Annotated in this window: 18 protein-coding genes; 7 read left to right on the forward strand and 11 right to left on the reverse strand. The window is 71.6% G+C overall.

Going from position 1 to position 19,178, the window contains the following annotated elements; translation table 11 throughout:
• Nucleotides 1-4 precede the first annotated feature (4 nt).
• Complete coding sequence (locus tag EAD89_RS13125) at nt 5-1,009, forward strand: D-alanine--D-alanine ligase (RefSeq protein ID WP_121675897.1); 1,005 nt, start codon at nt 5-7, stop codon at nt 1,007-1,009.
• Between the two features lie 251 nt (nt 1,010-1,260).
• Here EAD89_RS13125 and EAD89_RS13130 read toward each other — a convergent pair whose 3' ends face one another.
• The 9 genes from EAD89_RS13130 to rpmH form a co-directional block, all read right to left on the reverse strand.
• Nucleotides 1,261-2,310, reverse strand: coding sequence for a hypothetical protein (locus tag EAD89_RS13130; protein ID WP_368666360.1), 1,050 nt, complete (start codon nt 2,308-2,310; stop codon nt 1,261-1,263).
• 1,877 nt (nt 2,311-4,187) lie between these two features.
• The gene (locus EAD89_RS13135) at nt 4,188-5,201 is read right to left on the reverse strand and encodes a ParB/RepB/Spo0J family partition protein (protein WP_121675898.1); all 1,014 of its coding nucleotides are present in this window, start codon (nt 5,199-5,201) and stop codon (nt 4,188-4,190) included.
• A gap of 27 nt (nt 5,202-5,228) precedes the next feature.
• Nucleotides 5,229-6,551 (reverse strand): ParA family protein, encoded by a 1,323-nt coding sequence (locus tag EAD89_RS30735; RefSeq protein WP_121675899.1) that lies wholly within the window; start codon nt 6,549-6,551, stop codon nt 5,229-5,231.
• Nucleotides 6,552-6,810: 259 nt separating this feature from the next.
• Complete coding sequence (gene rsmG, locus EAD89_RS13145; RefSeq protein WP_233578632.1) at nt 6,811-7,521, reverse strand: 16S rRNA (guanine(527)-N(7))-methyltransferase RsmG; 711 nt, start codon at nt 7,519-7,521, stop codon at nt 6,811-6,813.
• A gap of 151 nt (nt 7,522-7,672) precedes the next feature.
• Entirely contained in the window at nt 7,673-8,287 is a 615-nt protein-coding gene (locus EAD89_RS13150; protein WP_121654166.1) for a R3H domain-containing nucleic acid-binding protein, read from the reverse strand.
• A 209-nt stretch (nt 8,288-8,496) separates the two neighbouring features.
• Nucleotides 8,497-9,480 (reverse strand): membrane protein insertase YidC, encoded by a 984-nt coding sequence (yidC, locus tag EAD89_RS13155; RefSeq protein ID WP_121675901.1) that lies wholly within the window; start codon nt 9,478-9,480, stop codon nt 8,497-8,499.
• A complete protein-coding gene (gene yidD / locus EAD89_RS13160; protein ID WP_121654168.1) occupies nt 9,477-9,767 on the reverse strand; it encodes a membrane protein insertion efficiency factor YidD in 291 nt (96 codons plus the stop codon). Before yidD ends, yidC begins: the two co-directional genes overlap by 4 nt.
• On the reverse strand, nt 9,764-10,180 hold the full coding sequence (gene rnpA / locus EAD89_RS13165; protein ID WP_121675902.1) for a ribonuclease P protein component: 417 nt from the start codon (nt 10,178-10,180) through the stop codon (nt 9,764-9,766). Before rnpA ends, yidD begins: the two co-directional genes overlap by 4 nt.
• 34 nt (nt 10,181-10,214) lie before the next feature.
• Nucleotides 10,215-10,352 carry a 50S ribosomal protein L34 gene (rpmH, locus tag EAD89_RS13170; protein ID WP_007453904.1) on the reverse strand — a complete coding sequence of 46 codons (138 nt, stop codon included), beginning with the start codon at nt 10,350-10,352 and terminating at the stop codon, nt 10,215-10,217.
• Nucleotides 10,353-10,985: 633 nt separating this feature from the next.
• Between rpmH and dnaA the strand changes: the two genes are divergently transcribed.
• The 5 genes from dnaA (at nt 10,986) to EAD89_RS13195 (ending at nt 17,437) form a co-directional block, all read left to right on the forward strand.
• Complete coding sequence (gene dnaA / locus EAD89_RS13175; RefSeq protein ID WP_121654170.1) at nt 10,986-12,821, forward strand: chromosomal replication initiator protein DnaA; 1,836 nt, start codon at nt 10,986-10,988, stop codon at nt 12,819-12,821.
• A 788-nt stretch (nt 12,822-13,609) separates the two neighbouring features.
• The gene (dnaN, locus tag EAD89_RS13180) at nt 13,610-14,743 is read left to right on the forward strand and encodes a DNA polymerase III subunit beta (protein WP_121654171.1); all 1,134 of its coding nucleotides are present in this window, start codon (nt 13,610-13,612) and stop codon (nt 14,741-14,743) included.
• Nucleotides 14,744-14,783: 40 nt separating this feature from the next.
• Nucleotides 14,784-15,656: a phosphogluconate dehydrogenase (NAD(+)-dependent, decarboxylating) gene (gene gnd / locus EAD89_RS13185; RefSeq protein WP_121654172.1), complete on the forward strand. Its 873-nt coding sequence runs from the start codon at nt 14,784-14,786 to the stop codon at nt 15,654-15,656.
• A 16-nt stretch (nt 15,657-15,672) separates the two neighbouring features.
• Nucleotides 15,673-16,806, forward strand: a complete 1,134-nt coding sequence (gene recF / locus EAD89_RS13190) for a DNA replication/repair protein RecF (protein WP_121675903.1) — start codon at nt 15,673-15,675, stop codon at nt 16,804-16,806.
• Nucleotides 16,796-17,437: a DUF721 domain-containing protein gene (locus EAD89_RS13195; RefSeq protein ID WP_121675904.1), complete on the forward strand. Its 642-nt coding sequence runs from the start codon at nt 16,796-16,798 to the stop codon at nt 17,435-17,437. The genes recF and EAD89_RS13195 overlap by 11 nt, the downstream gene beginning before the upstream one ends.
• Before the next feature lie 10 nt (nt 17,438-17,447).
• Here the strand turns inward: EAD89_RS13195 and EAD89_RS13200 are convergent, their stop codons facing one another.
• Complete coding sequence (locus tag EAD89_RS13200; protein WP_121675905.1) at nt 17,448-17,675, reverse strand: hypothetical protein; 228 nt, start codon at nt 17,673-17,675, stop codon at nt 17,448-17,450.
• Nucleotides 17,676-17,795: 120 nt separating this feature from the next.
• Between EAD89_RS13200 and EAD89_RS13205 the strand changes: the two genes are divergently transcribed.
• Complete coding sequence (locus EAD89_RS13205; protein ID WP_121675906.1) at nt 17,796-18,299, forward strand: MarR family winged helix-turn-helix transcriptional regulator; 504 nt, start codon at nt 17,796-17,798, stop codon at nt 18,297-18,299.
• Here the strand turns inward: EAD89_RS13205 and EAD89_RS13210 are convergent.
• Nucleotides 18,284-18,838, reverse strand: a complete 555-nt coding sequence (locus EAD89_RS13210) for a hypothetical protein (protein ID WP_121654177.1) — start codon at nt 18,836-18,838, stop codon at nt 18,284-18,286. The two genes, EAD89_RS13205 and EAD89_RS13210, sit on opposite strands and share 16 nt — an antisense overlap.
• Between the last annotated feature and the right edge of the window lie 340 nt (nt 18,839-19,178).

Here is a 19,178-nt window from a genome sequence, read left to right on the forward strand (position 1 = left end):
CGGCATGGGTACGACCGCTGCCGAGCGCCTCCACGTGACCACCTCCGCCGTCGCGGCCGACCTGCACGTGCTGGTACTCGCCGGCGGGCTCTCCTACGAGCGGGACGTCTCGCTACGCTCCGGCCGCCGGGTGCTCGACGCGCTGCGCGCCGTCGGCGTGGAGGCCGAGTTGCGGGACGCCGACGTGGCTCTGCTGCCGGCGCTCGCCGTCGACCCACCGGACGCCGTGGTGATCGCCCTGCACGGCGCCACCGGCGAGGACGGCTCGCTGCGCGGGGTGCTGGACCTGTGCGGCGTCCCGTACGTCGGCTGCGACGCCCGTGCATCCCGACTCGCCTGGGACAAGCCCTCGGCCAAGGCGGTGCTCCGCGAGGCCGGCATCCCGACGCCGGACTGGGTGGCCCTGCCCCACGACCGCTTCTCCGAGCTGGGCGCGGTGGCCGTGCTCGACCGGATCGCCGACCGGCTGGGCCTGCCCCTGATGGTCAAGCCGGCGCAGGGCGGTTCGGGGCTGGGCGCCGCCGTGGTCCGCGACGCCGCATCGCTGCCGGCCGCGATGGTCGGTTGCTTCGCGTACGACTCCACGGCCCTCGTGGAGCGGTACGTGCCGGGCATGGACGTTGCGGTCTCCGTGGTCGACCTCGGCGACGGACCGCAGGCTCTGCCGCCGGTGGAGATCGTGCCGCGTAACGGGGTCTACGACTACGCCGCCCGTTACACCGCCGGGCGTACCACGTGGCACGCCCCGGCCCGCCTGGAGCCGGAGGTGGCCGCCCGGGTGGCCGACGTGGCCCTCGCCGCGCACACCGCGCTCGGCCTGCGTGACCTCTCCCGCGTCGACGTGATCGTCGACGCCGCCGGTCAGCCGCACGTGCTGGAGGTCAACGTCTCGCCCGGCATGACGGAGACGTCGCTGCTTCCGCTCGCTGTCCAGGCCGCCGGCCTGGACTTCGGTCGGCTCCTCGGCTCCCTGGTCACCCGGGCCGCCGCCCGGCAACCGGCCTCCTGAGCCCCGCTCCATCGCGCTGAGCTTCCACGCGGCGCCCGCACGCTAAGCGTCTCCTGCGTCCGGCCTCTCGAGGCCCCTGCGCGCATCCCCCCGTCCGCCCGGCGGACCCCACGCTCAGCGCCTCCGCCCGGCTGCCGACGGGCCGGCCCCACGCTCAGCGTCTCCACCCCGGGCCACCGAACGGACGATCATGAGGTTGGCGAGTGTCACGCGGCCCGGTGCCGCCGCCAACCTCATGATCACGTCGTTTGTCAGCGAGCGGTGGACGCGTCCCCGGATGTGCTGAGGGTGCTGGTGGGTGGAGCGCCGGCCGCAGCGGTGCGGCTGCCGGGGCCGGGCGTGTCCGCTGGGACGGGCGCTGATGCGCCGGCCGGTTCGGTTGCCGGGTCGGCGGTGGTTCCGGCTGGATCGGTTTCGGTGGCAGACCGCACGGTTCCGGTGTCGGAAACAGTGCGGTCGTCCTTGTCGCCGGCGTCCGTGCCGCTGTCGTCCTTGTCGCCGGCGTCCGTGCCGCTGTCGTCCGTGCCGCTGTCGTCCGTGGGGGTGCCGTCGGTCGTGTCGACCGGGTCGCTCCTGTCGGTGCCGTCGTCGGTGCCGGCGGCATCGTCGGCGTCGGGTGCCGGTTCCGGGATCTCCTCTGCCGCCTCGATGACGGAGACCGCCTCCGCTGCGGCCGCGGCGGCGTCCGCAGCGGCAGACTGTGCCAGCAGGCTGGACGGTGCCTGCCACTGGATGCGGGGTGGCTCGGCGAGCGGCCGGCCACCGAACTCGGCGAGCCAGGCGGCGACGAGCGCCAAGTTCTCCCGCCACTGCGCCTCGGAGATCGGCGGCAGGATCGAGTCCCACAGCGACAGGAAGGTGCCCCGCAGCTGAAGCCGCCCGTACGGACGGGCGAGGAACCACATGTGCAGATGGGCGGAGCCATCGCCCCACCTGTTGACGTGCACCCGAGCGACGCCGTCCAGCGATCGGATGGCCCGCTCCAGACGGACGGTCATCACGCCCAGCTCGGCGGCGAGCAGGTTCGGCAGGTCACCCAGGTCGAGGTGGGTCCGCGATTCCAGGATGAGCACCATGGGCAGGCCGGTGGGCCGGTCCATGGCGCGTACCCGCCACCGCTCTCCCACCCAGATGTAGGCGTCGTCAGGAGCATTGCAGGCGGTGCATTCCCGGAGGCCCTCGCCCTTGCGTGGCGGTTCGACCGGGACCGGATCATCGAGCTGCTTTACGCGGAGGTCGCCCTCGAAGGGAAACGAGGGCCACTGGGTGAAGTCCGGGACTGAGGGAGGGGTGTCGTGCACGACGCTGACCCTAACCGAGTCTGGCACGGCTGTCCCTACCAGTTTGATCCCTTCCCGGCCCAGCCGATCAGCGCTCATCGTCGATCGATGTGTGAAGCGCCGAAGCCTGGAAGGAGGGTTATCCACAGGCTGCCGAGATCCTGAACACGGGCAGTCATCCACAGGCTGGCACCCGCTTTCACGCGGTGTTTCACGTGAAACAGGGGGTACCTGTGGACAACTGGTGTGGATAACTTTTTGGCCAGTCTTTCGTTGCCCCCGAGCCGCTCGGCTGCGCCGGCTGCGACTGCGCCGACGCCGAGTGCCGAGAGGGTGCCGAGGCTCGACGGCAGGCGGTGTAATCATCCACAGCTCGGCGGCTGCGGGCTGCGGGCTGGGTGAGGCTCGCGTCCGGGCTTCGATGACACGAGTCGCATGGCTGGAGGTCCTCAGGCGCTGAGCAGGTGATCGGCGGCTGGTGGCCTCGCGCCCAGGGCAGATCGAGTCGAAGCGACTCTGTGCGCTGCCCGCCGGCTCCGCCTCCGCGCCTCAATGCGCCCGCCCGCTCCCGTGGCGGTCGAGGCAGCAGTTTCAGGGATGTTGTCGTCTTGCGAGCGCCGGAGACAGCAATATCCCTGAAGTTGTTCAGATCTTGGCCTGACGCAGTCGGCGTTGGGGCAGAGCGGGCGGAGGACGCGCATGACCGTCGTCCGACCGCCCCTCGCCCCGGTCGCACGCCATCGGCCCTCAGCCAAGCCCGGCTCGGGCACCGGGGGCGGGGATCACGAATCCCAAGTCCAGGCGCGCGCGTGGCCGGATCCGGCGTGCGACGCTAGCGGCGGCGGACGGCGGGATGCGGCGCCGGTACGCGGTGGCCTTCGGCGCAGCCTTGGCAGCCACCGCGGCGGACGCACGCGAGCGGGGCCGAACGCAGGCGCAAAGCAGGGGCGGACGCAAGCGCAAGGCAGGGCCGAGCCTGTCCGGACGGAAGGCGTGAGCCTGAGGGGACGCGAGCCGGGCGCGAGGCGCGAGGATGGACCGGAAGCGCCAGCCGAGCGCAAGCCGCGGGCCCGGCGCAAGCCGCAAGCCCGGCGCGAGACGCAAGCCCGGCACGCGAGAACGAGAGCGGCGGGCGGCGGACGGGGCGCGAGGTGCCGGTTGCGGCGAGGGGGCTCATCAGCGCGTGGCACAACGACACGGGTTCGGGGCCGTCTACTGGGCACAGCGCGCAGGGACGAGGAACTCGCCAGCCCACGGTCCGCCGAACGGGGGGAGAGACACGGGCTCGGAGGCGCCGGGCGCGCAGGCGAGCGGCACCTGAGACCCGAGCGCACCGGCCGCCGTCCCGTCCGTCGGTGCAACAGAACCTGACGAGCAGCCGCAGGTCGGCGCGAGGCCGCCCGAGTGAGGCGTCCCAGCACCGGCTCAGCCCTCCCACTGCGAGCCGATCAGATTCGGCTCGTAGTCGATGCGAGGAGCCGTCGGTCAGCAGACGGCCAGGAGCGGGAGAGCAGGCGCTACCCGACCAAGACCACCACGCGAGGCGTACGAGGCCGCAGCGGACGGCTGAGCGGGCGCGAGAGGCCTTCCGTCACCGTTGACAGGGCGAGTCGTGCAAGCACGACCCACGCCGCCGTGTTTCACGTGAAACCGACAGCACGGGAAGCAGACTCGACCCCAGACCGAACACAGCACCTGCCGTCGGAAGCGTCGTACGACAGCGGCCATCGTCGGCGCCGCCCCGACACGCGAAACCACGGGGGCCAGATCACATCCGTTTCACGTGAAACAGCGTGGCGAATTTCGACGCGGTGCTGACGACCCGCGTAGACCGGGTGGCGCGATGCAGAACGGCCGCGCCACCCCGAGAGGAAGCGCGGCCGCAAGAGGAGAGGCGATCAGTCCCCGGCCTCCTCCTGCTGCACTCCGATGATGCCGACGATGCGCTCCAGGTCGTCCACCGTCGCGAACTCGATGGTGATCTTGCCCTTGCTCCGGCCGATGTCCACCTTCACCCGGGTGTCGAACCGATCCGACAACCGGTCGGCGAGGTCCGTCAGGGCGGGCGCATGCGGCTTCGGTCGCCGCTTCGCGGCCTGACCCTTCGCCGGTCCGTCGTTCAGCGTCAGAGCCACGATCTCCTCGGTCGCCCGGACCGACAGCCCTTCGGCCACGATCCGCAGCGCCAGCTGTTCCTGCGCCTCCGACTCGTCGAGGCTCAGCAGGGCCCGGGCGTGGCCAGCGGACAGGATCCCCGCCGCCACCCGACGCTGCACCTGCGCCGGCAGGTTCAGCAGTCGAATGGTGTTGGAAATCTGCGGCCGGCTCCGACCGATCCGGCGGGCCAACTCCTCGTGGGTGGCACCGAACTCCTCAAGTAGCTGCTGGTACGCGGCGGCCTCTTCCAGCGGGTTCAGGTTGGCCCGATGGATGTTCTCCAGTAGCGCGTCCCGGAGCATGGCGTCGTCGCGGGTGTCCCGCACGATCGCCGGGATGCTCTCCCGCCCCACCGCCTGGGCGGCCCGCCACCGCCGCTCGCCCATCACCAGCTCGTACTTCTCGTCGTCGAGCTGCCGGACGACGATGGGCTGAAGGAAGCCGACCTCCTGGATGGACGTCTTCAGCTCCTCCAGCGCCTCCTCATCGAAGACCTGGCGGGGCTGCTTCGGGTTCGGCACGATCGCGTCGACCGGGATCTCGGCAAATCGAGCGCCCGGCACCGGGCTGAGCGTGGGCTCCGGCTCGCGGGCCGGCGGACCGGCGGGCGCCGCCGATACGGCCGCGACCGACTCGTCCTCCACGTGCCCGTTCTCCGGCTCGTCCGTCAGGGTGCCCGCAGCACCCGGCACCGGCCCGGTCGGGATGAGCGCCCCCAGGCCCCGACCCAGACCGCCCCGAGGACGGTTCTTCATGCCACGCCTCCCAGCGAATCGTCCGCACTACGCATTCCGGCCCACCGGCTCCTTGACGCCCCGCTCGGCGATTTCCTGGGCCGCCTCGAAGTAGCTCGTGGCGCCCCGCGAACCGGGATCGTAGGTCATCACCGACTGGCCGTAGCTGGGTGCCTCGGAGACCCGCACATTCCGGGGGATGACCGCCTGGAGCACCTTGTCGCCGAAGTGGTTACGGACGTCCTGCTCGACGGCGTCGGCCAGCCGGGTACGGCGGTCGTACATGGTCAGCAGGATGGTCGAGACGTCGAGCTTGGGGTTGAGGTGTTGCCGCACCAGGTTGATGTTGTTGATCAGCTGGTTGAGCCCTTCCAGGGCGTAGTACTCGCACTGGATCGGGATCAGCACCTCCTGGGCGGCGACCAGGGCGTTGACCGTGAGCAGGCCGAGCGAGGGCGGGCAGTCGATGAAGACATAGTCGAACTGCCCGGGGTACGCGGCGATGGCCCGGTCGAGGCGCGACTCCCGCGCCACCACCGACACCAGTTCGATCTCCGCGCCGGCCAGGTCGATCGTCGCGGGTACGCACCACAGGTTGGGGATGCCCTCGACCGCCTGCGCCACCTCAGCCAGCGGCACGCTGTTGATCAGGCAGTCGTACACGTCGGGGATGCCGGTGTGGTGCGGGACGTTGAGACCGGTGGAGGCGTTGCCCTGCGGGTCGAGGTCCACCACGAGCACCCGGTTGCCATGCAGGGCGAGCGCCACCGCAAGGTTGACCGTGGTCGTGGTCTTACCCACGCCGCCCTTCTGGTTCGCGACGCACATGACCCGGGTCCGGTCCGGCCGAGGCATGGTCACCTCGCCACTGGGATTCAGGATCTGCACGGCGCGCATCGCCTCCATAGCCAACGGTGGGTCATCCTCTTCGCGCGTCGGGGTTTCACGTGAAACGTACGTGGGGTCGGCCGACACGGCGGCCAGCGACTCGGCTGACGCGACCGGCACATCGGCAACCACCGGCGCCGAGTCCCGAGCCGCCGCCGCAGTTGGTTGGTGCGGAACCGCCGGCTCGAAGCGGACCGCCGCCACCGTGTTCCGCCGGCCCGTGGCCGGCCGTACGTCTGCGGCGTTGACCGGTCGGGTCACCACCGCATCCGGTCCCCGACGGACAGCCGCCGGTTCCGTGGCGTCGGGTCCTGCCGGCTGGCCCGTGGGTTCGTCGCGCGACACCTGCGGATCGTCGTCCGCCGGCTGGGGCGAAGGCCCGGAAGCGCCGGGCGACCAGCTCGGGTAGTCGGTTTCACGTGAAACAGGGTCGCTGGTTGACCCGGTCACGCGTGGATCGTCGTACCTGCCGTCGTCATGCACCTGTCATCCCTACCCGCTTCGGATGGTCGGTCCGCGCCCCGGTCAACTTGGCCGCACCCGCGCTCGCACCCCCGGAGCGTACGGCCCCTCGGGAGCGGTCGGAGGCCCGCGACGTCCGTCGCCCGCTCCACACTATCGACGCGCGGTCAGCCTACGGCGGACGGGCGTGGCCGGTCCACGTCGGGTTCTCATCCCCTCGTTCCATCCGTACCGGTACAACGAGACAACCCACCGGCCGGACGCCCGATGGCGCGAAGCGTCAACGGCGGCGTGGCCGCCCGCCCCAGGAGCGCTTGCTGGCGGCCGGGCGGGCCGGACCCACCATCCGCTCGCGCACGATCTCCACGATGGTGGTGGGTGGATCGATCACCCCGACGCCGCAGAGACGCACAGTGGGCTCTCCGCCGCCGAGCCGCTCCACCACCGCGGCGTGCTCGTTGATCTCCTCGGCGGCGGACGCGCCCTTGAGCGCCAGCAGCCGCCCGCCGCGCACCGCCAGGGGCAGGCTCCAGGTCGCCAGCCGATCCAGTGGCGCCACGGCGCGTGCGGTCACCACGTCCCCGCTGATGGGTTCCCGGCCGCTCGACCCGCTGGCCGCCTCGTCGGCCCGCCCCCGGAACACCCGCACCGATCGGGTCAGGCCGAGACGCTCGACCACCTCGATCAGGAACGACGTGCGGCGGGCGAGTGGCTCGATCAGGGTCACCGTCAGGTCGGGGCGCGCGATGGCCAGGACCAGACCGGGCAGACCGGCGCCGGAGCCGACGTCGAGCACGGTCGCGTCGGCGGGGATCCGCTCCGCGACCGCGGCGCAGTTGAGCAGGTGCCGGTCCCAGATCCGGGGCGCCTCCCGGGGGCCGATCAGACCGCGGACCACCCCGTCGGTGGCCAGCAGCTCGGCGTACGCGGCGGCCACGTCGAGCCGATCGCCGAAGAGGGTCAGGGCGGCCGGGGCCAGCTCGGCCGGCAGCTCCGCGTCGGAGGGTGCGGGCGTACGGTCACCGTCCGGTGTCCGATCGGCCTCCGTGCCCGAGGTGTCGAGTCGGACAGCGGACGGCCCGGGCGGCGTGCCGCCCGGGCCGGACACGGCGTCAGCCGTGGTGTCGTCGTGGGTCACCCGGTCAGTCCGCCGGCCGTACGACGATGCGCCGGCTCGGCTCGACGCCCTCGGACTCGCTCACCACGCCGGACATGGCGTTGACCACGTCGTGGACGCACTTACGCTCGAACGCGGACATCGGCTCCAGCCGGACCGGCTCGCCGAACTCCTTGACCTTCTCGACCGCGTTCTTGGCCACCGCGGCGAGTTCCTTGCGGCGGTTCGCGCGGTAGCCGCCGACGTCCAGCAGCAGGCGGCTCGGCGTGCCGGTCGCCCGGAAGACCGCGAGACGGGTCAGCTCCTGGAGCGCCTCCAGGGTGGCTCCGCGCTGACCGACCAGGTTCTGCAGCCGGGCGCCGACCACCTCGACCACCGGCCGGCCGCCGGCGACCAGCTCGTCGATGTCGCCGTCGTAGTCGAGGATGTCGAGCAACCCCTCGACGTAGTCCGCCGCGATCTCGCTCTGCCGGAAGAGTTCGCCCTCGCCCGCGCTCTTCTTCTCCCGAGCGCCGGCGGGTGCCTCGGTGTCGTCGTCGGCCTCCGTGTCGTCGGCCTCGATCTCGTCGTCCACCGCGAGCGGCGCGGTCTCCTCCTCGTCCAGGGACTGCTCGGCGCGGGGGATGCTGGTCTCGGTCACGGTCTCATCTCCGTACTCGCTCGGCCGGACCGTCGGGTCCGCTGGTTTCCCGGGGCCGGCGGGAGGTCGCCGGTGCCCACGGGCACGTCTGTACGGGCAGTGTCGCCCGTGGCCGCGTCGCGCGCGGTCGGTTCCGTCCGGCGCCGGCCGTACGGCGGCTGCGCGGTGCGGAACGGGCCGTCGTCGGTCGCCCGACGACGGCCCGGAGGTCAGCCCTGCCGCTTGGCGGGGCGGCTCTTCTTGGGGTTCACCGGCTTGGCGCCCGGCTTCGGCCCGGCCACCTTGGGCGCGGTCGCCTTGACCGGCGCCGGCGGGGCCGACTTGCCGCGCCCGAACAGGCCGCCCGTCTTGGCGGGCTGCACCGGGTTACGGGTGGCGGGGGTGGCGGCCTTCTTGGCGGTGACCGGCGGCGGGAACTTGCGGAGCACCCACTGCTGCTGGCCGAGGGTGAAGAGGTTGTTGGTGACCCAGTAGATGATCACGCCGATGGGGAAGATCGCACCGGAGATCAGCAGCGACGCGGGGATGCCGTAGAGCATCAGCCGCTGGATCATCCGCTGCTGCGGGTCCTCCGCCCAGCCGGTCTTGAGGATCATCTGACGGCTGGTCAGGTAGGTGGTGCCGATCATGATCAAAACCAGGATGCCGGCGATCACCTTGACGGTGGTGCCGTTGGCGCCCAGGCGGGCCAGCTCGTCGGCGGTGGACCCGAACTTGCCGGCGATCGGAGCGGTGAAGAGCTTCGCCTGCGAAGCGCTCTCGAACTGATCGACCGTCCAGCCGTAGAGGGTCTTGCTCTGCTTGGCCGGGTCGAGCCGGCGCAGCACGTGGAAGAGGCCGAGGAAGACGGGGATCTGGAGGAACATCGGAAGGCAGCCCATCAGCGGGTTGGCCTTTTCCTTCCGGTAGAGCTCCATCATCTCCTTCTGGAGCGTCTCCCGGTCACCCTTGTGCTTCTCCTGCAGCTCCTTGACCTTGGGCTGGAGCGCCTGCATCGCCCGCTGCGACTTGATCTGCTTGACGAAGACCGGGAACAGGATCACCCGGACCGTGACAACCAGGAAGACGATGGCCAGGATCCAGGCGAAGTTGGTGCCGATCACCGCGTTGACGGGCACCCCGATGGCGTCCCAGGCGGAGTGCCAGGTCAGCAGGATCCACGAAATCGCGAAGTAGATCCAGTCGAGACTCAATTCGGTGCTCCAGTCACATCGGCACGGCGGCGACCGCCCGGCTCCGGCACCGGGTCATGTCCACCAGGGTGGAAGGGGTGGCAGCGCAACAGCCGCCGGACCGCCAGCGCGGCTCCCCGGAGCGCGCCGTGCCGGGCCACCGCCTCCTGGGCGTACGCACTGCACGACGGGTAGAACCGACAGCGGGCCGGCAGTGCCGGACTTATCCACCGACGGTACGCGATGATGGGCGCGATCAGCACCCTGGCACCGGTTGAGGGGCGGGGGGCGGTCGGCTCCGTGGTCATCGGGACCTCCGCTCGCGGGGTGACCGAGCCACGACGATGGCGGCGTCCAGGTCCGCGGCGAGTCGGGGGTACGACGCCTCGGCCGCGGCCGGAAGCGCTCGGACGACCAGCGTGCTGCCGGCGGGCAGCACGGCCAGCCGCTCCCGGACCAGCGCCCGAAGCCGACGCCGGACCCGGTTGCGGACCACGGCGTTGCCCACGGCCTTGGACACGACGAAGCCGGCGCGGGCCGGCGTGGAGGACTGCTCCACGCCGGTGTCCCGCGCCGGCTCCGGCGAGGTCGGTGTGCTGGGGTTGGCGGTCGTCGGCACGGTCAGGTGAACCACGACGGCGCCTCGTCCGGCGCGTCGGCCACCGCGAACCGCTGCGGCGAAGTCAGTGCTGCGCCGCAGTCGCTGTGCGGCGGCCAGCACGACTGCCCACGTCCCCCGGACCGGCCCGGTCGGCTCAGGCCGACAGGGTGGTGCGACCCTTGGCGCGGCGGCTCGAGAGGATGGCACGGCCGGCACGGGTGCGCATGCGCAGCCGGAAGCCGTGGGTCTTCGCGCGCCGGCGGTTGTTCGGCTGGTAGGTGCGCTTGCTCACGTCAGGCTCTCCGTTTTCGTACGCGCCCCGGGCGACGGGATCGCCGGGGTCGTGGGGTGGTCCAGGCCACCGCTACGGTGGCCACCGATCGGTGCTGCCCGGCGGAGCGGGACCTCGGCGATGCGGGGGATGCGACCGCGGACAGCAAGCACCCATCACCCTAGCAGAGGGCGAGAGAGCAGCCGCTCCAGCCTACGCAGGGGTGCAATGACCGTCAAACACCTCGTGACGGCGGAGATCGGGACGCGCCCGGGGCCGAAGGGGCGGTTTTCGCTGATGCCGACAAGGACCCGGCCGCGTCGCCGGTTGATGGCGCAGGGACAACGCTGTTACCGTGCCCGATTGCGGTGAGGCGTCTTCAGGCTCCGGTCCTCGCGCGCAGGCAAGACCGGACACGGTAGTGAATCGTTCGGCACGGTGAACCCGCTTCAACGCCCGTTCAGGCAGGGGCAGGTCCCACCCGCGTCCGACGGGCGGCCACATTCGGTCGGTACACAGGCTGTGGATAACCTGTGGACGACCACCGGTCAACCGTCCGGGTGGGTGATGTTCCACCCGCGAACGCGGCGGGCCCGGGATGGCCGGCTGGCAGACAGCGGCGGCCGGGAGCAGAGGCGAGGGGGTGGCACGACGGTGGCCGGTACGACCGACCTTGCCGCGGTGTGGTTAGCGGCGACCGACGAGCTCGCCGACGAGATCATCTCCGCCCAGCAGCGCGCCTACCTCCGACTGACCCGGCTGCGGGCGATCGTCGAGGACACCGCGCTGCTCTCCGTCCCGGACGCGTTCACCCGCGACGTGATCGAGTCACGGCTGCGCCCGGCGATCACCGAGGCCCTCACCCGACGGCTCGGCCGGCCGATCCAGGTCGCGGTCACCGTGCGGGTGGCCGAGGACACCGCAGGCCGCCCGGCCGGCACCGTCTACCGCAGCGCCCCGGAGCCGGGGCCGACCGACGCCGAGGGTTCGCACGCCGGACCGTCCGACGACGAGCACTCCGGCCGGACGGCGGCCGACGCGGTCATCCCCGAACAGCAGCACCCGGCGCGAGCGCCCGAGCAGGCCGCGCCGCCGGCCCCGACCGGTCCGCCGCTCGCGCCGACCGCCGACGGGCACCGGTCCGGGCTGATACCGGCGAGCCGCGACGGGCAGGAGGCGTTGTTCAGCGCTGCGTTCGTGGAGCCGCTGCGGACGCCCCGGCCGGCGCCGGAGCGACGCGCCTACGACGATCAGGCCGCCCGCCTGGACCCGCCGGGTCCGGACACCCGGCCCTACGAGCCCCGCTACCGGGAGGACGCGGCGTCGGCGTCCCCGCGGGACCAGCACGTGATCCGCGCGCTGCCCCGGGACAGCGGGACGGACAGCGGTCCGGGTCGCAGCGGTGTGGATCATCGGAACGGGGGCCGCGACGACCGGCGGCTGCCCGGCGCCGACACGGGCGGCAACCGGCTCAACCCGAAGTACATGTTCGAGACGTTCGTCATCGGCTCGTCCAACCGGTTCGCCCATGCGGCGAGCGTGGCGGTGGCCGAGTCACCGGCGAAGGCGTACAACCCGCTGTTCATCTACGGCAGCTCCGGGCTGGGCAAGACGCACCTGCTGCACGCCATCGGGCACTACGCCACGACGCTCGGCAACGCCCGCTCGGTGCGGTACGTCTCGACCGAGGAGTTCACCAACGACTTCATCAACTCGCTCCGGGACGACAAGACCAGCGCGTTCCAGCGGCGCTACCGCGACGTCGACATCCTTTTGATCGACGACATCCAGTTCCTGGAAAACCGCGAGCGCACGCAGGAGGAGTTCTTCCACACCTTCAACACCCTGCACAACGCCAACAAGCAGATCGTCATCACGTCGGACCGGTCGCCGAAGCAGCTCGCCACGCTGGAGGACCGGCTGCGGACCCGGTTCGAGTGGGGTCTGCTCGCCGACATCCAGCCGCCGGACCTGGAGACGCGGATCGCGATTCTGCAGAAGAAGGCGGCGCAGGAGCGGCTCTACGCTCCTCCGGACGTGCTGGAGTTCATCGCCTCCCGGGTGTCGAACTCGATCCGGGAACTGGAGGGCGCGCTGATCCGGGTGACCGCGTTCGCCAGCCTGACCCGGTCGACCGTCGAGCTGTCGCTGGCCGAGGAGGTCCTGCGCGACTTCATCCCGGACGGCGCCGGCCCGGAGATCACCGCGGACCAGATCATGGTCTCCACGGCGGACTACTTCGGGGTGAGCCTGGAGGACCTGCGGGGGCAGTCCCGTTCCCGGGTGCTGGTCAACGCCCGCCAGGTGGCCATGTACCTGTGCCGGGAGTTGACCGAGTTGTCGCTGCCCCGGATCGGGCAGGCCTTCGGGGGCCGGGACCACACCACGGTCATGCACGCCGACCGCAAGATCCGCCAGCAGATGGCCGAGCGGCGCTCGCTCTACAACCAGATCGCCGAGCTGACCAACCGGATCAAACAGAACACCTGAGGCGTACGCCCGCCGTCGCCACGGCACGCAGCCACCGGGACACGCCCGGCCGGAGACCCGGCCGGGCGTTTCTTTCTGGTTCCTGACGGGTCTCCGACTTGACCCTCGACATGGTGCAGACCACAGCATCTACGCCGTGACCGCTTCGATGCTCACTCGTTGTCCACAGCTCGTTGTCCACCGTCAGTGGATAACTACGGTCCGTCCTCCGCCGGTTACCCACAGGCTGTGGAGAAACCCTGTGTACGACGCTGTGGATGGCTGGGGACAACGGTGCGGTTGTCCACCGACGACCGGTGCCCTGTGTACGACCTGTTGAAGGTTCTGGGGATGACGCCAATGGTGATCTTCTTGACGATCCACAGGCTTGGGGAGAAAGTCGGTGGATTACCGGTGGACAACCGGTGGACAACGGTGGACAACCGGCCGCCGCGGTCGGGCTGTGGACACACAAGGCGGTTTCACCCCCGGTTCTCCACAGCCAAATCACCGGTGGATAACCTGTCTGAGCTGCGCGGACCCGGGTTCTCCACAGTTTGCACAGGTGCGATGAAGACGATGAGTTATCTCTTCTAAGAGAACAAAAACCAATCATCACCGTTGGACTTTCTGTGGATCGGGCCGAACGCTGCCGGATCAACCCGTCAGCATCGACACGATCCATGGGGCCGGGCGCACAGCCGATGCCCCCGCGCCCTAAAGTGCGATGGGTACCCGCACGGTCGGGCGGGACGGTAGGCAGCGGTCGGCATGAGAGAGTTGTCGCTGACGTCGACGCGGAGGCATTGATGAAGTTCCGAGTGGAGCGCGACGCGCTCGCCGAGGCCGTGGCCTGGACCGCGAAGAGTCTGCCGAGCCGGCCGTCCGTACCGGTGCTGGCCGGGGTGATGCTCCGCGTCACCGACGGCAACCTGCGGGTCTCCGGGTTCGACTACGAGGTCTCCAGCCAGGTCACCGTCGAGGTGCAGGGCGACGCCGACGGCGCCGCGCTGGTCTCCGGTCGCCTGCTCGCCGAGATCACCAAGGCACTGCCGGCCAAGCCGGTGGACATCGCCGCCGTCGGCGCCCACCTCGAGCTGGTCTGCGGCAGCGCGCGGTTCACCCTGCCCACCATGCCGGTGGAGGACTACCCCGCCCTGCCCGAGATGCCGCAGAGCGCCGGCACGGTCGACGCCGCCGCGTTCGCCACCGCGGTCTCGCAGGTGGCCATCGCCGCCGGCCGCGACGAGACGCTGCCGATGATGACCGGCGTCCGCGTCGAGCTCTCCGGCAGCACCCTGTCGATGCTCGCCACCGACCGCTACCGGCTGGCCTTGCGCGAGATCCAGTGGCGGCCGGACGACCCCGAGGTGAGCATCAACGCCCTGGTGCCGGCCCGCACCCTGAACGACACCGCCAAGGCGCTCGGCCCGCTGGGTGGCGAGGTCACCCTCGCTCTCGCCCAGGGCGCGGCGGGCGAGGGCATGGTCGGCCTCGCCGGTGGCACCCGGCGCACGACCAGCCGGCTGCTCGACGGGGCCAACTACCCGCCGGTGCGCTCGCTCTTCCCGGCCAGCCACAACGCCGAGGCCCGGGTGCCGGTCAGCACCCTGATCGAGGTGGTCAAGCGGGTCGCGCTGGTCGCCGAGCGGACCACGCCGGTGCTGCTCAGCTTCAGCGCCGACGGGCTGGTGGTCGAGGCCGGCGGCTCGGAGGAGGCACGGGCCAGCGAGGCGATGGAGGCCACCTTCACCGGCGACGCGCTGACCATCGGGTTCAACCCGCAGTACCTCATCGACGGCCTGGCCAACCTGGGTTCCCAGACCGCCATGCTCTCGTTCGTCGACGCCTTCAAGCCCGCGGTGATCTCACCCGCCGGCGAGGATGGCGAGGTCATTCCGGGGTACCGGTACCTCATCATGCCGATCCGCGTGTCCCGCTGATCGCGCGCACCGATACCCAGATCCACGGAGGTAGGAACACATGCAGCTCGGCCTGGTAGGTCTCGGCCGGATGGGCGGCAACATGCGCGAGCGGTTGCGGGCCGCCGGCCACGAGGTGGTCGGCTTCGACCACAACCCGCAGATCAGCGACGTGCCGACCCTCGCCGGGCTGGCTGAGAAGCTTGAGTCTCCGCGCGCGGTCTGGGTCATGGTGCCCGCCGGTGTCACGGACGCGACCATCGACGAGCTCGCCGCCGTCCTGGGCGAGGGCGACATCATCATCGACGGCGGCAACTCCCGCTTCAGCGACGACGCTCCCCGCGCCGAGCGGCTCAACGAGCGCGGCATCGGCTACCTGGACGTCGGCGTCTCCGGCGGCGTGTGGGGCCGGCAGAACGGCTACGCGCTGATGGTCGGCGGCGCCCAGGAGCACGTCGACCGGCTGATGCCGATCTTCGAGGCGCTCAAGCCCGAGGGCGAGTTCGGCTTCGTGCACGCCGGGCCGGTCGGTGCCGGGCACTACTCGAAGATGGTGCACAACGGCATCGAGTACGGCCTGATGCACGCCTACGCCGAGGGCTACGAGCTGCTGGCCGCCTCCGAGCTGGTGACCAACGTGCCGGGCGTGTTCAAGTCCTGGCGCGAGGGCACGGTGGTCCGCTCCTGGCTGCTCGACCTGCTGGACCGGGCGCTCGACGAGGACCCGGAGCTGGCCGAGCTGAGCGGTTACACCGAGGACACCGGCGAGGGCCGGTGGACGGTCGACGAGGCGGTCCGGCTGGCCGTGCCGCTGAACGTCATCACCGCCTCGCTGTTCGCCCGGTTCGCCTCCCGGCAGGACGACTCGCCCGCCATGAAGGCCGTCGCCGCGCTGCGCCAGCAGTTCGGCGGCCACGCCGTCCACAAGCGCTGAGCGGTATCCACACCCTGTGTACGTCCACCGGCTGGAACTGGTCGACTTCCGCTCGTACGAGCGGGTCGCCGTCGACCTCCAGCCGGGGGCGAACGTCCTGATCGGCGCCAACGGCGTCGGCAAGACCAACCTCGTCGAGGCGCTGGGCTACGTGGCGACCCTGGACTCGCACCGGGTCGCCACGGACGCGCCGCTGGTCCGGATGGGCGCCTCCTCGGCGGTGATCCGCTGCGCGGTGGTGCACGACGGCCGTGAGCTCCTGGTCGAGCTGGAGATCGTGCCCGGCAGGGCCAACCGGGCCCGGCTGGGCCGCTCCCCGGCGCGGCGGGCCCGCGACGTGCTGGGCGCCCTGCGACTGGTGCTCTTCGCGCCAGAGGACCTGGAGCTGGTTCGGGGCGACCCGGCCGAGCGCCGCCGCTACCTGGACGACCTGCTGGTCAACCGGCAGCCCCGGTACGCCGGCGTGCGGGCCGACTACGAGCGGGTGGTCAAGCAGCGCAACGCCCTGCTGCGTACCGCGTACCTGGCCCGCAAGACCGGCGGGTCCCGGGGCGGCGACCTCGGCACCCTCGCCGTCTGGGACACCCACCTGGCGCAGCACGGCGCGGAGCTGTTGGCCGGCCGGCTGGAGCTGGTCGCCGCGCTCACGCCGCACGTCTCCAAGGCGTACGACGCGGTGGCCGCCGGGCGCGGCGCCGCGGGCATCGCCTACCGGCCCTCGATCGAGCTGGCCGAGCCGACCACCGACCGTGCCGCGTTGGCCGCCGCGCTGACCGCAGCGCTCACCGCGTCCCGCTCCGCCGAGATCGAACGGGGCACCACGCTGGTCGGTCCGCACCGGGACGAGCTGGCGCTGACCCTCGGTCCGTTGCCCGCGAAGGGGTACGCCAGCCACGGCGAGTCCTGGTCGTTCGCGCTGGCGCTGCGACTGGCCGGGTACGACCTGCTGCGCGCCGACGGCATCGAGCCGGTGCTGGTGCTCGACGACGTCTTCGCCGAACTGGACACCGGTCGCCGGGAGCGGCTGGCGGAGCTGGTCGGCGGTGCGAGCCAGCTGCTGGTCACCTGCGCGGTGGACGATGACGTGCCGGCCGCTCTGCGCGGCATCCGCTACCAGGTGGGCGAGGGGACGGTACGCCGTGTCGGATGAGTCACGACCCGACCGTCCCGACGCCGGCGGCGGTGACCGGCGGGCCGGCGATGCCGCGTCGGCGCGTACCCCGGGCTCGAAGGCGACCGGGGGTGGCGACGGTGGTGGGCAGCCGGAGGCCGCCACCGGGCCGGAGCTGGCCCGGGCGGTGCTCGACGCCGCGTTGTCCCGGCGGCAGGCGGCGGCCCGCGCCCGGCGTACCCCCGGGGGTGGCGGGAGTGGCGACGGCGGCTCCGGGCGGCGGCTGCGAGGCTACTCCGGCCCGGGCCCCGACCCGCGCGACCCGCAGCCGCTCAGTGTGGTGCTGAACCGGTTGGTGAAGGCGCGCGGCTGGCAGCAGCCGACGGCCGAGGCCACGGTGTTCGGCGCGTGGGAGCGGGTGGTGGGCGCGGAGGTCGCCCAGCACAGCCGGCCGGTCAAGCTGGAGAACGGCGAGCTGACCGTGGAGGCCCGCTCGACCGCCTGGGCGACGCAGCTGCGGCTGCTGGCCGGTTCGCTGCTCAAGCAGATCGCCCGGGAGGTCGGCCACAACGTGGTGCGCAAGCTGCACATCCACGGCCCGGCCGCGCCGTCCTGGTCGAAGGGGCCGCGTCGGGTACGCGGCCGGGGGCCGCGGGACACCTACGGCTGAGTGGGACGTCTCAGCCCCGCCGGCCGGCCTGTCGGGCGGCACGCTTCCGTTCGCGCTGCTCCCGGGTGTAGCGCTTGCGCTCCTCCAGGTCTCGCTTCCACATTTCGCGGGCCTCGGCGGAGCCGCCCTGCACCGCGCCCTGCACGCCCTCGGCGGGGCCGGCGAGGTTTCGGAAGGCCCAGCGCATGAGCCGGCCGCCCTCGCCCGGGGATCTGGGGGTCGCGCCGTCCTCGCTCATCTACCGCCCTCTTTCTGCGCGCCGTCGGTCTGCCCGGCCGCCCGAGCAGAGCATTGGTGTACCAATAGTTGGTGTACCAATGATCGGTACGATAGCCACCGTGTCAGGGGAGGGCAAGCGATGAGCGAACGACCGGTCGACGTCGACCCGCTGGCGCTGGAGCAACAGGTCTGCTTCGCCCTCTCGGTGGCGGCGCGCAGTGTCGTGGCGGTCTACCGGCCGCTGCTGGAGCCGATGGGCCTCACCCATCCGCAATATCTCGTCATGCTGGCGCTCTGGCAGCACGCGCCGCTGTCCGGCCGTGACCTCAGCCGGCTGTTGCAGCTTGACCCCGGCACCCTGTCACCCCTGCTCAAGCGACTCGAAGCGGCCGGTTACCTGCGCCGCGAGCGCGACGTCACCGACGAACGCAGCCTCGCTGTCACCCTCACCGCCAGCGGGGCCGCGCTGCGCAGCCGGGCCGAGCGGATCCCGGCCGCGATCGTGCAGCGGCTCGGGCTGCCGGTGGAGGACCTGCAACACCTGCACGCGGTGCTGACCCAGGTGATCACCGCGGCCAACCGGCCCGGTGCCGACGACCGGATCGCCGCCGACCCCGGGTCGGCCGGTCAGGCGTCGGCGTAGACGGCGAAGCCGCGTTCGGCGCAGCGCCGGTAGAACGCCGCCAGCACGCCCAGCTCGGCGCAGGTGAAGTTCCACTGCGGCGGATCGCCGCTCTCGTCGCGCAGCGCGTCCAGCCGGCTCTCCAGCCAGCGCAGCTGCTGCTCGGCCAGCCGGCCGTCGCCGAGCAGCGAGCGCAGCACCGTGCTCACCGACTCGAACGTCACCGCTTCGCCGTGCGGACGGTGGCCCGTGACGAACCGTTCGATGCCGCCGGCGATCCAGGCGCACCCGTCCGGGTCGATCACCGGGTCCTCGTCCTCGGCCGCGGCGTCTGTGGCGTACAACACACCTTCCAGGCCGAGCAGCAGGTCCACCAGCTCGGTGTACGCGGTCGCCCGGACGGTGCCGGTCTTCGCGATCAGCTCGGCCAGCGCCGCCGTGGGCGCGGAGATTCGCGGCAGGTCGACGATCTCGCCGAAGTCGACGAACTCGGCCGGCGCGACCGGATCGTAGAAGCGGCCGGTCCGCGGCCAGTGCACCGCGACGTTGTCCAGCCCCATCTGTCACCTCTTAAAGAGCACGTGTCGGGTCGATCGGGTCGATCGTCCCGGTTCCGGCCCGTAAAGATCAAGGCCGCTTCCGGGGCGCCGCAAACGTACGGCACGGGCGGTCCGGCCGCGACCCCCGACCCGCCCGACCGCGGGTCAACCCGCTCCGGGGCGGCGCGTCCGATCGGACCCTGGCGTGTGGGGGGAGTCGCGGGCGATGGGGTTCTGCCGGCTACGGACTTCTCAGCCGCCTCGCTGAGGGTGCCGAGTGGTGGTTCTGTCCTCCGCGCACAGTAGGATTGACGGTGAGACGAAGACCCGGTGCGGAGCGAGGGACGGGGCCGGTGGCCCC

Origin of the sequence: Micromonospora sp. BL4 (genome assembly GCF_003667505.1) — a bacterium.
Taxonomy (GTDB): Bacteria; Actinomycetota; Actinomycetes; order Mycobacteriales; family Micromonosporaceae; genus Micromonospora.

Excerpts from the sequence above, each read along its gene's own strand:
- EAD89_RS13125 (WP_121675897.1), top strand. The coding sequence starts at position 5 with ATGGGTACGACCGCTGCCGAGCGCCTCCACGTGACCACCTCCGCCGTC.
- EAD89_RS13135 (WP_121675898.1), bottom strand. The coding sequence starts at position 5,201 with ATGAAGAACCGTCCTCGGGGCGGTCTGGGTCGGGGCCTGGGGGCGCTC.
- yidD (WP_121654168.1), bottom strand. The coding sequence starts at position 9,767 with ATGACCACGGAGCCGACCGCCCCCCGCCCCTCAACCGGTGCCAGGGTG.
- dnaN (WP_121654171.1), top strand. The coding sequence starts at position 13,610 with ATGAAGTTCCGAGTGGAGCGCGACGCGCTCGCCGAGGCCGTGGCCTGG.
- gnd (WP_121654172.1), top strand. The coding sequence starts at position 14,784 with ATGCAGCTCGGCCTGGTAGGTCTCGGCCGGATGGGCGGCAACATGCGC.
- EAD89_RS13200 (WP_121675905.1), bottom strand. The coding sequence starts at position 17,675 with ATGAGCGAGGACGGCGCGACCCCCAGATCCCCGGGCGAGGGCGGCCGG.
- EAD89_RS13205 (WP_121675906.1), top strand. The coding sequence starts at position 17,796 with ATGAGCGAACGACCGGTCGACGTCGACCCGCTGGCGCTGGAGCAACAG.
- EAD89_RS13210 (WP_121654177.1), bottom strand. The coding sequence starts at position 18,838 with ATGGGGCTGGACAACGTCGCGGTGCACTGGCCGCGGACCGGCCGCTTC.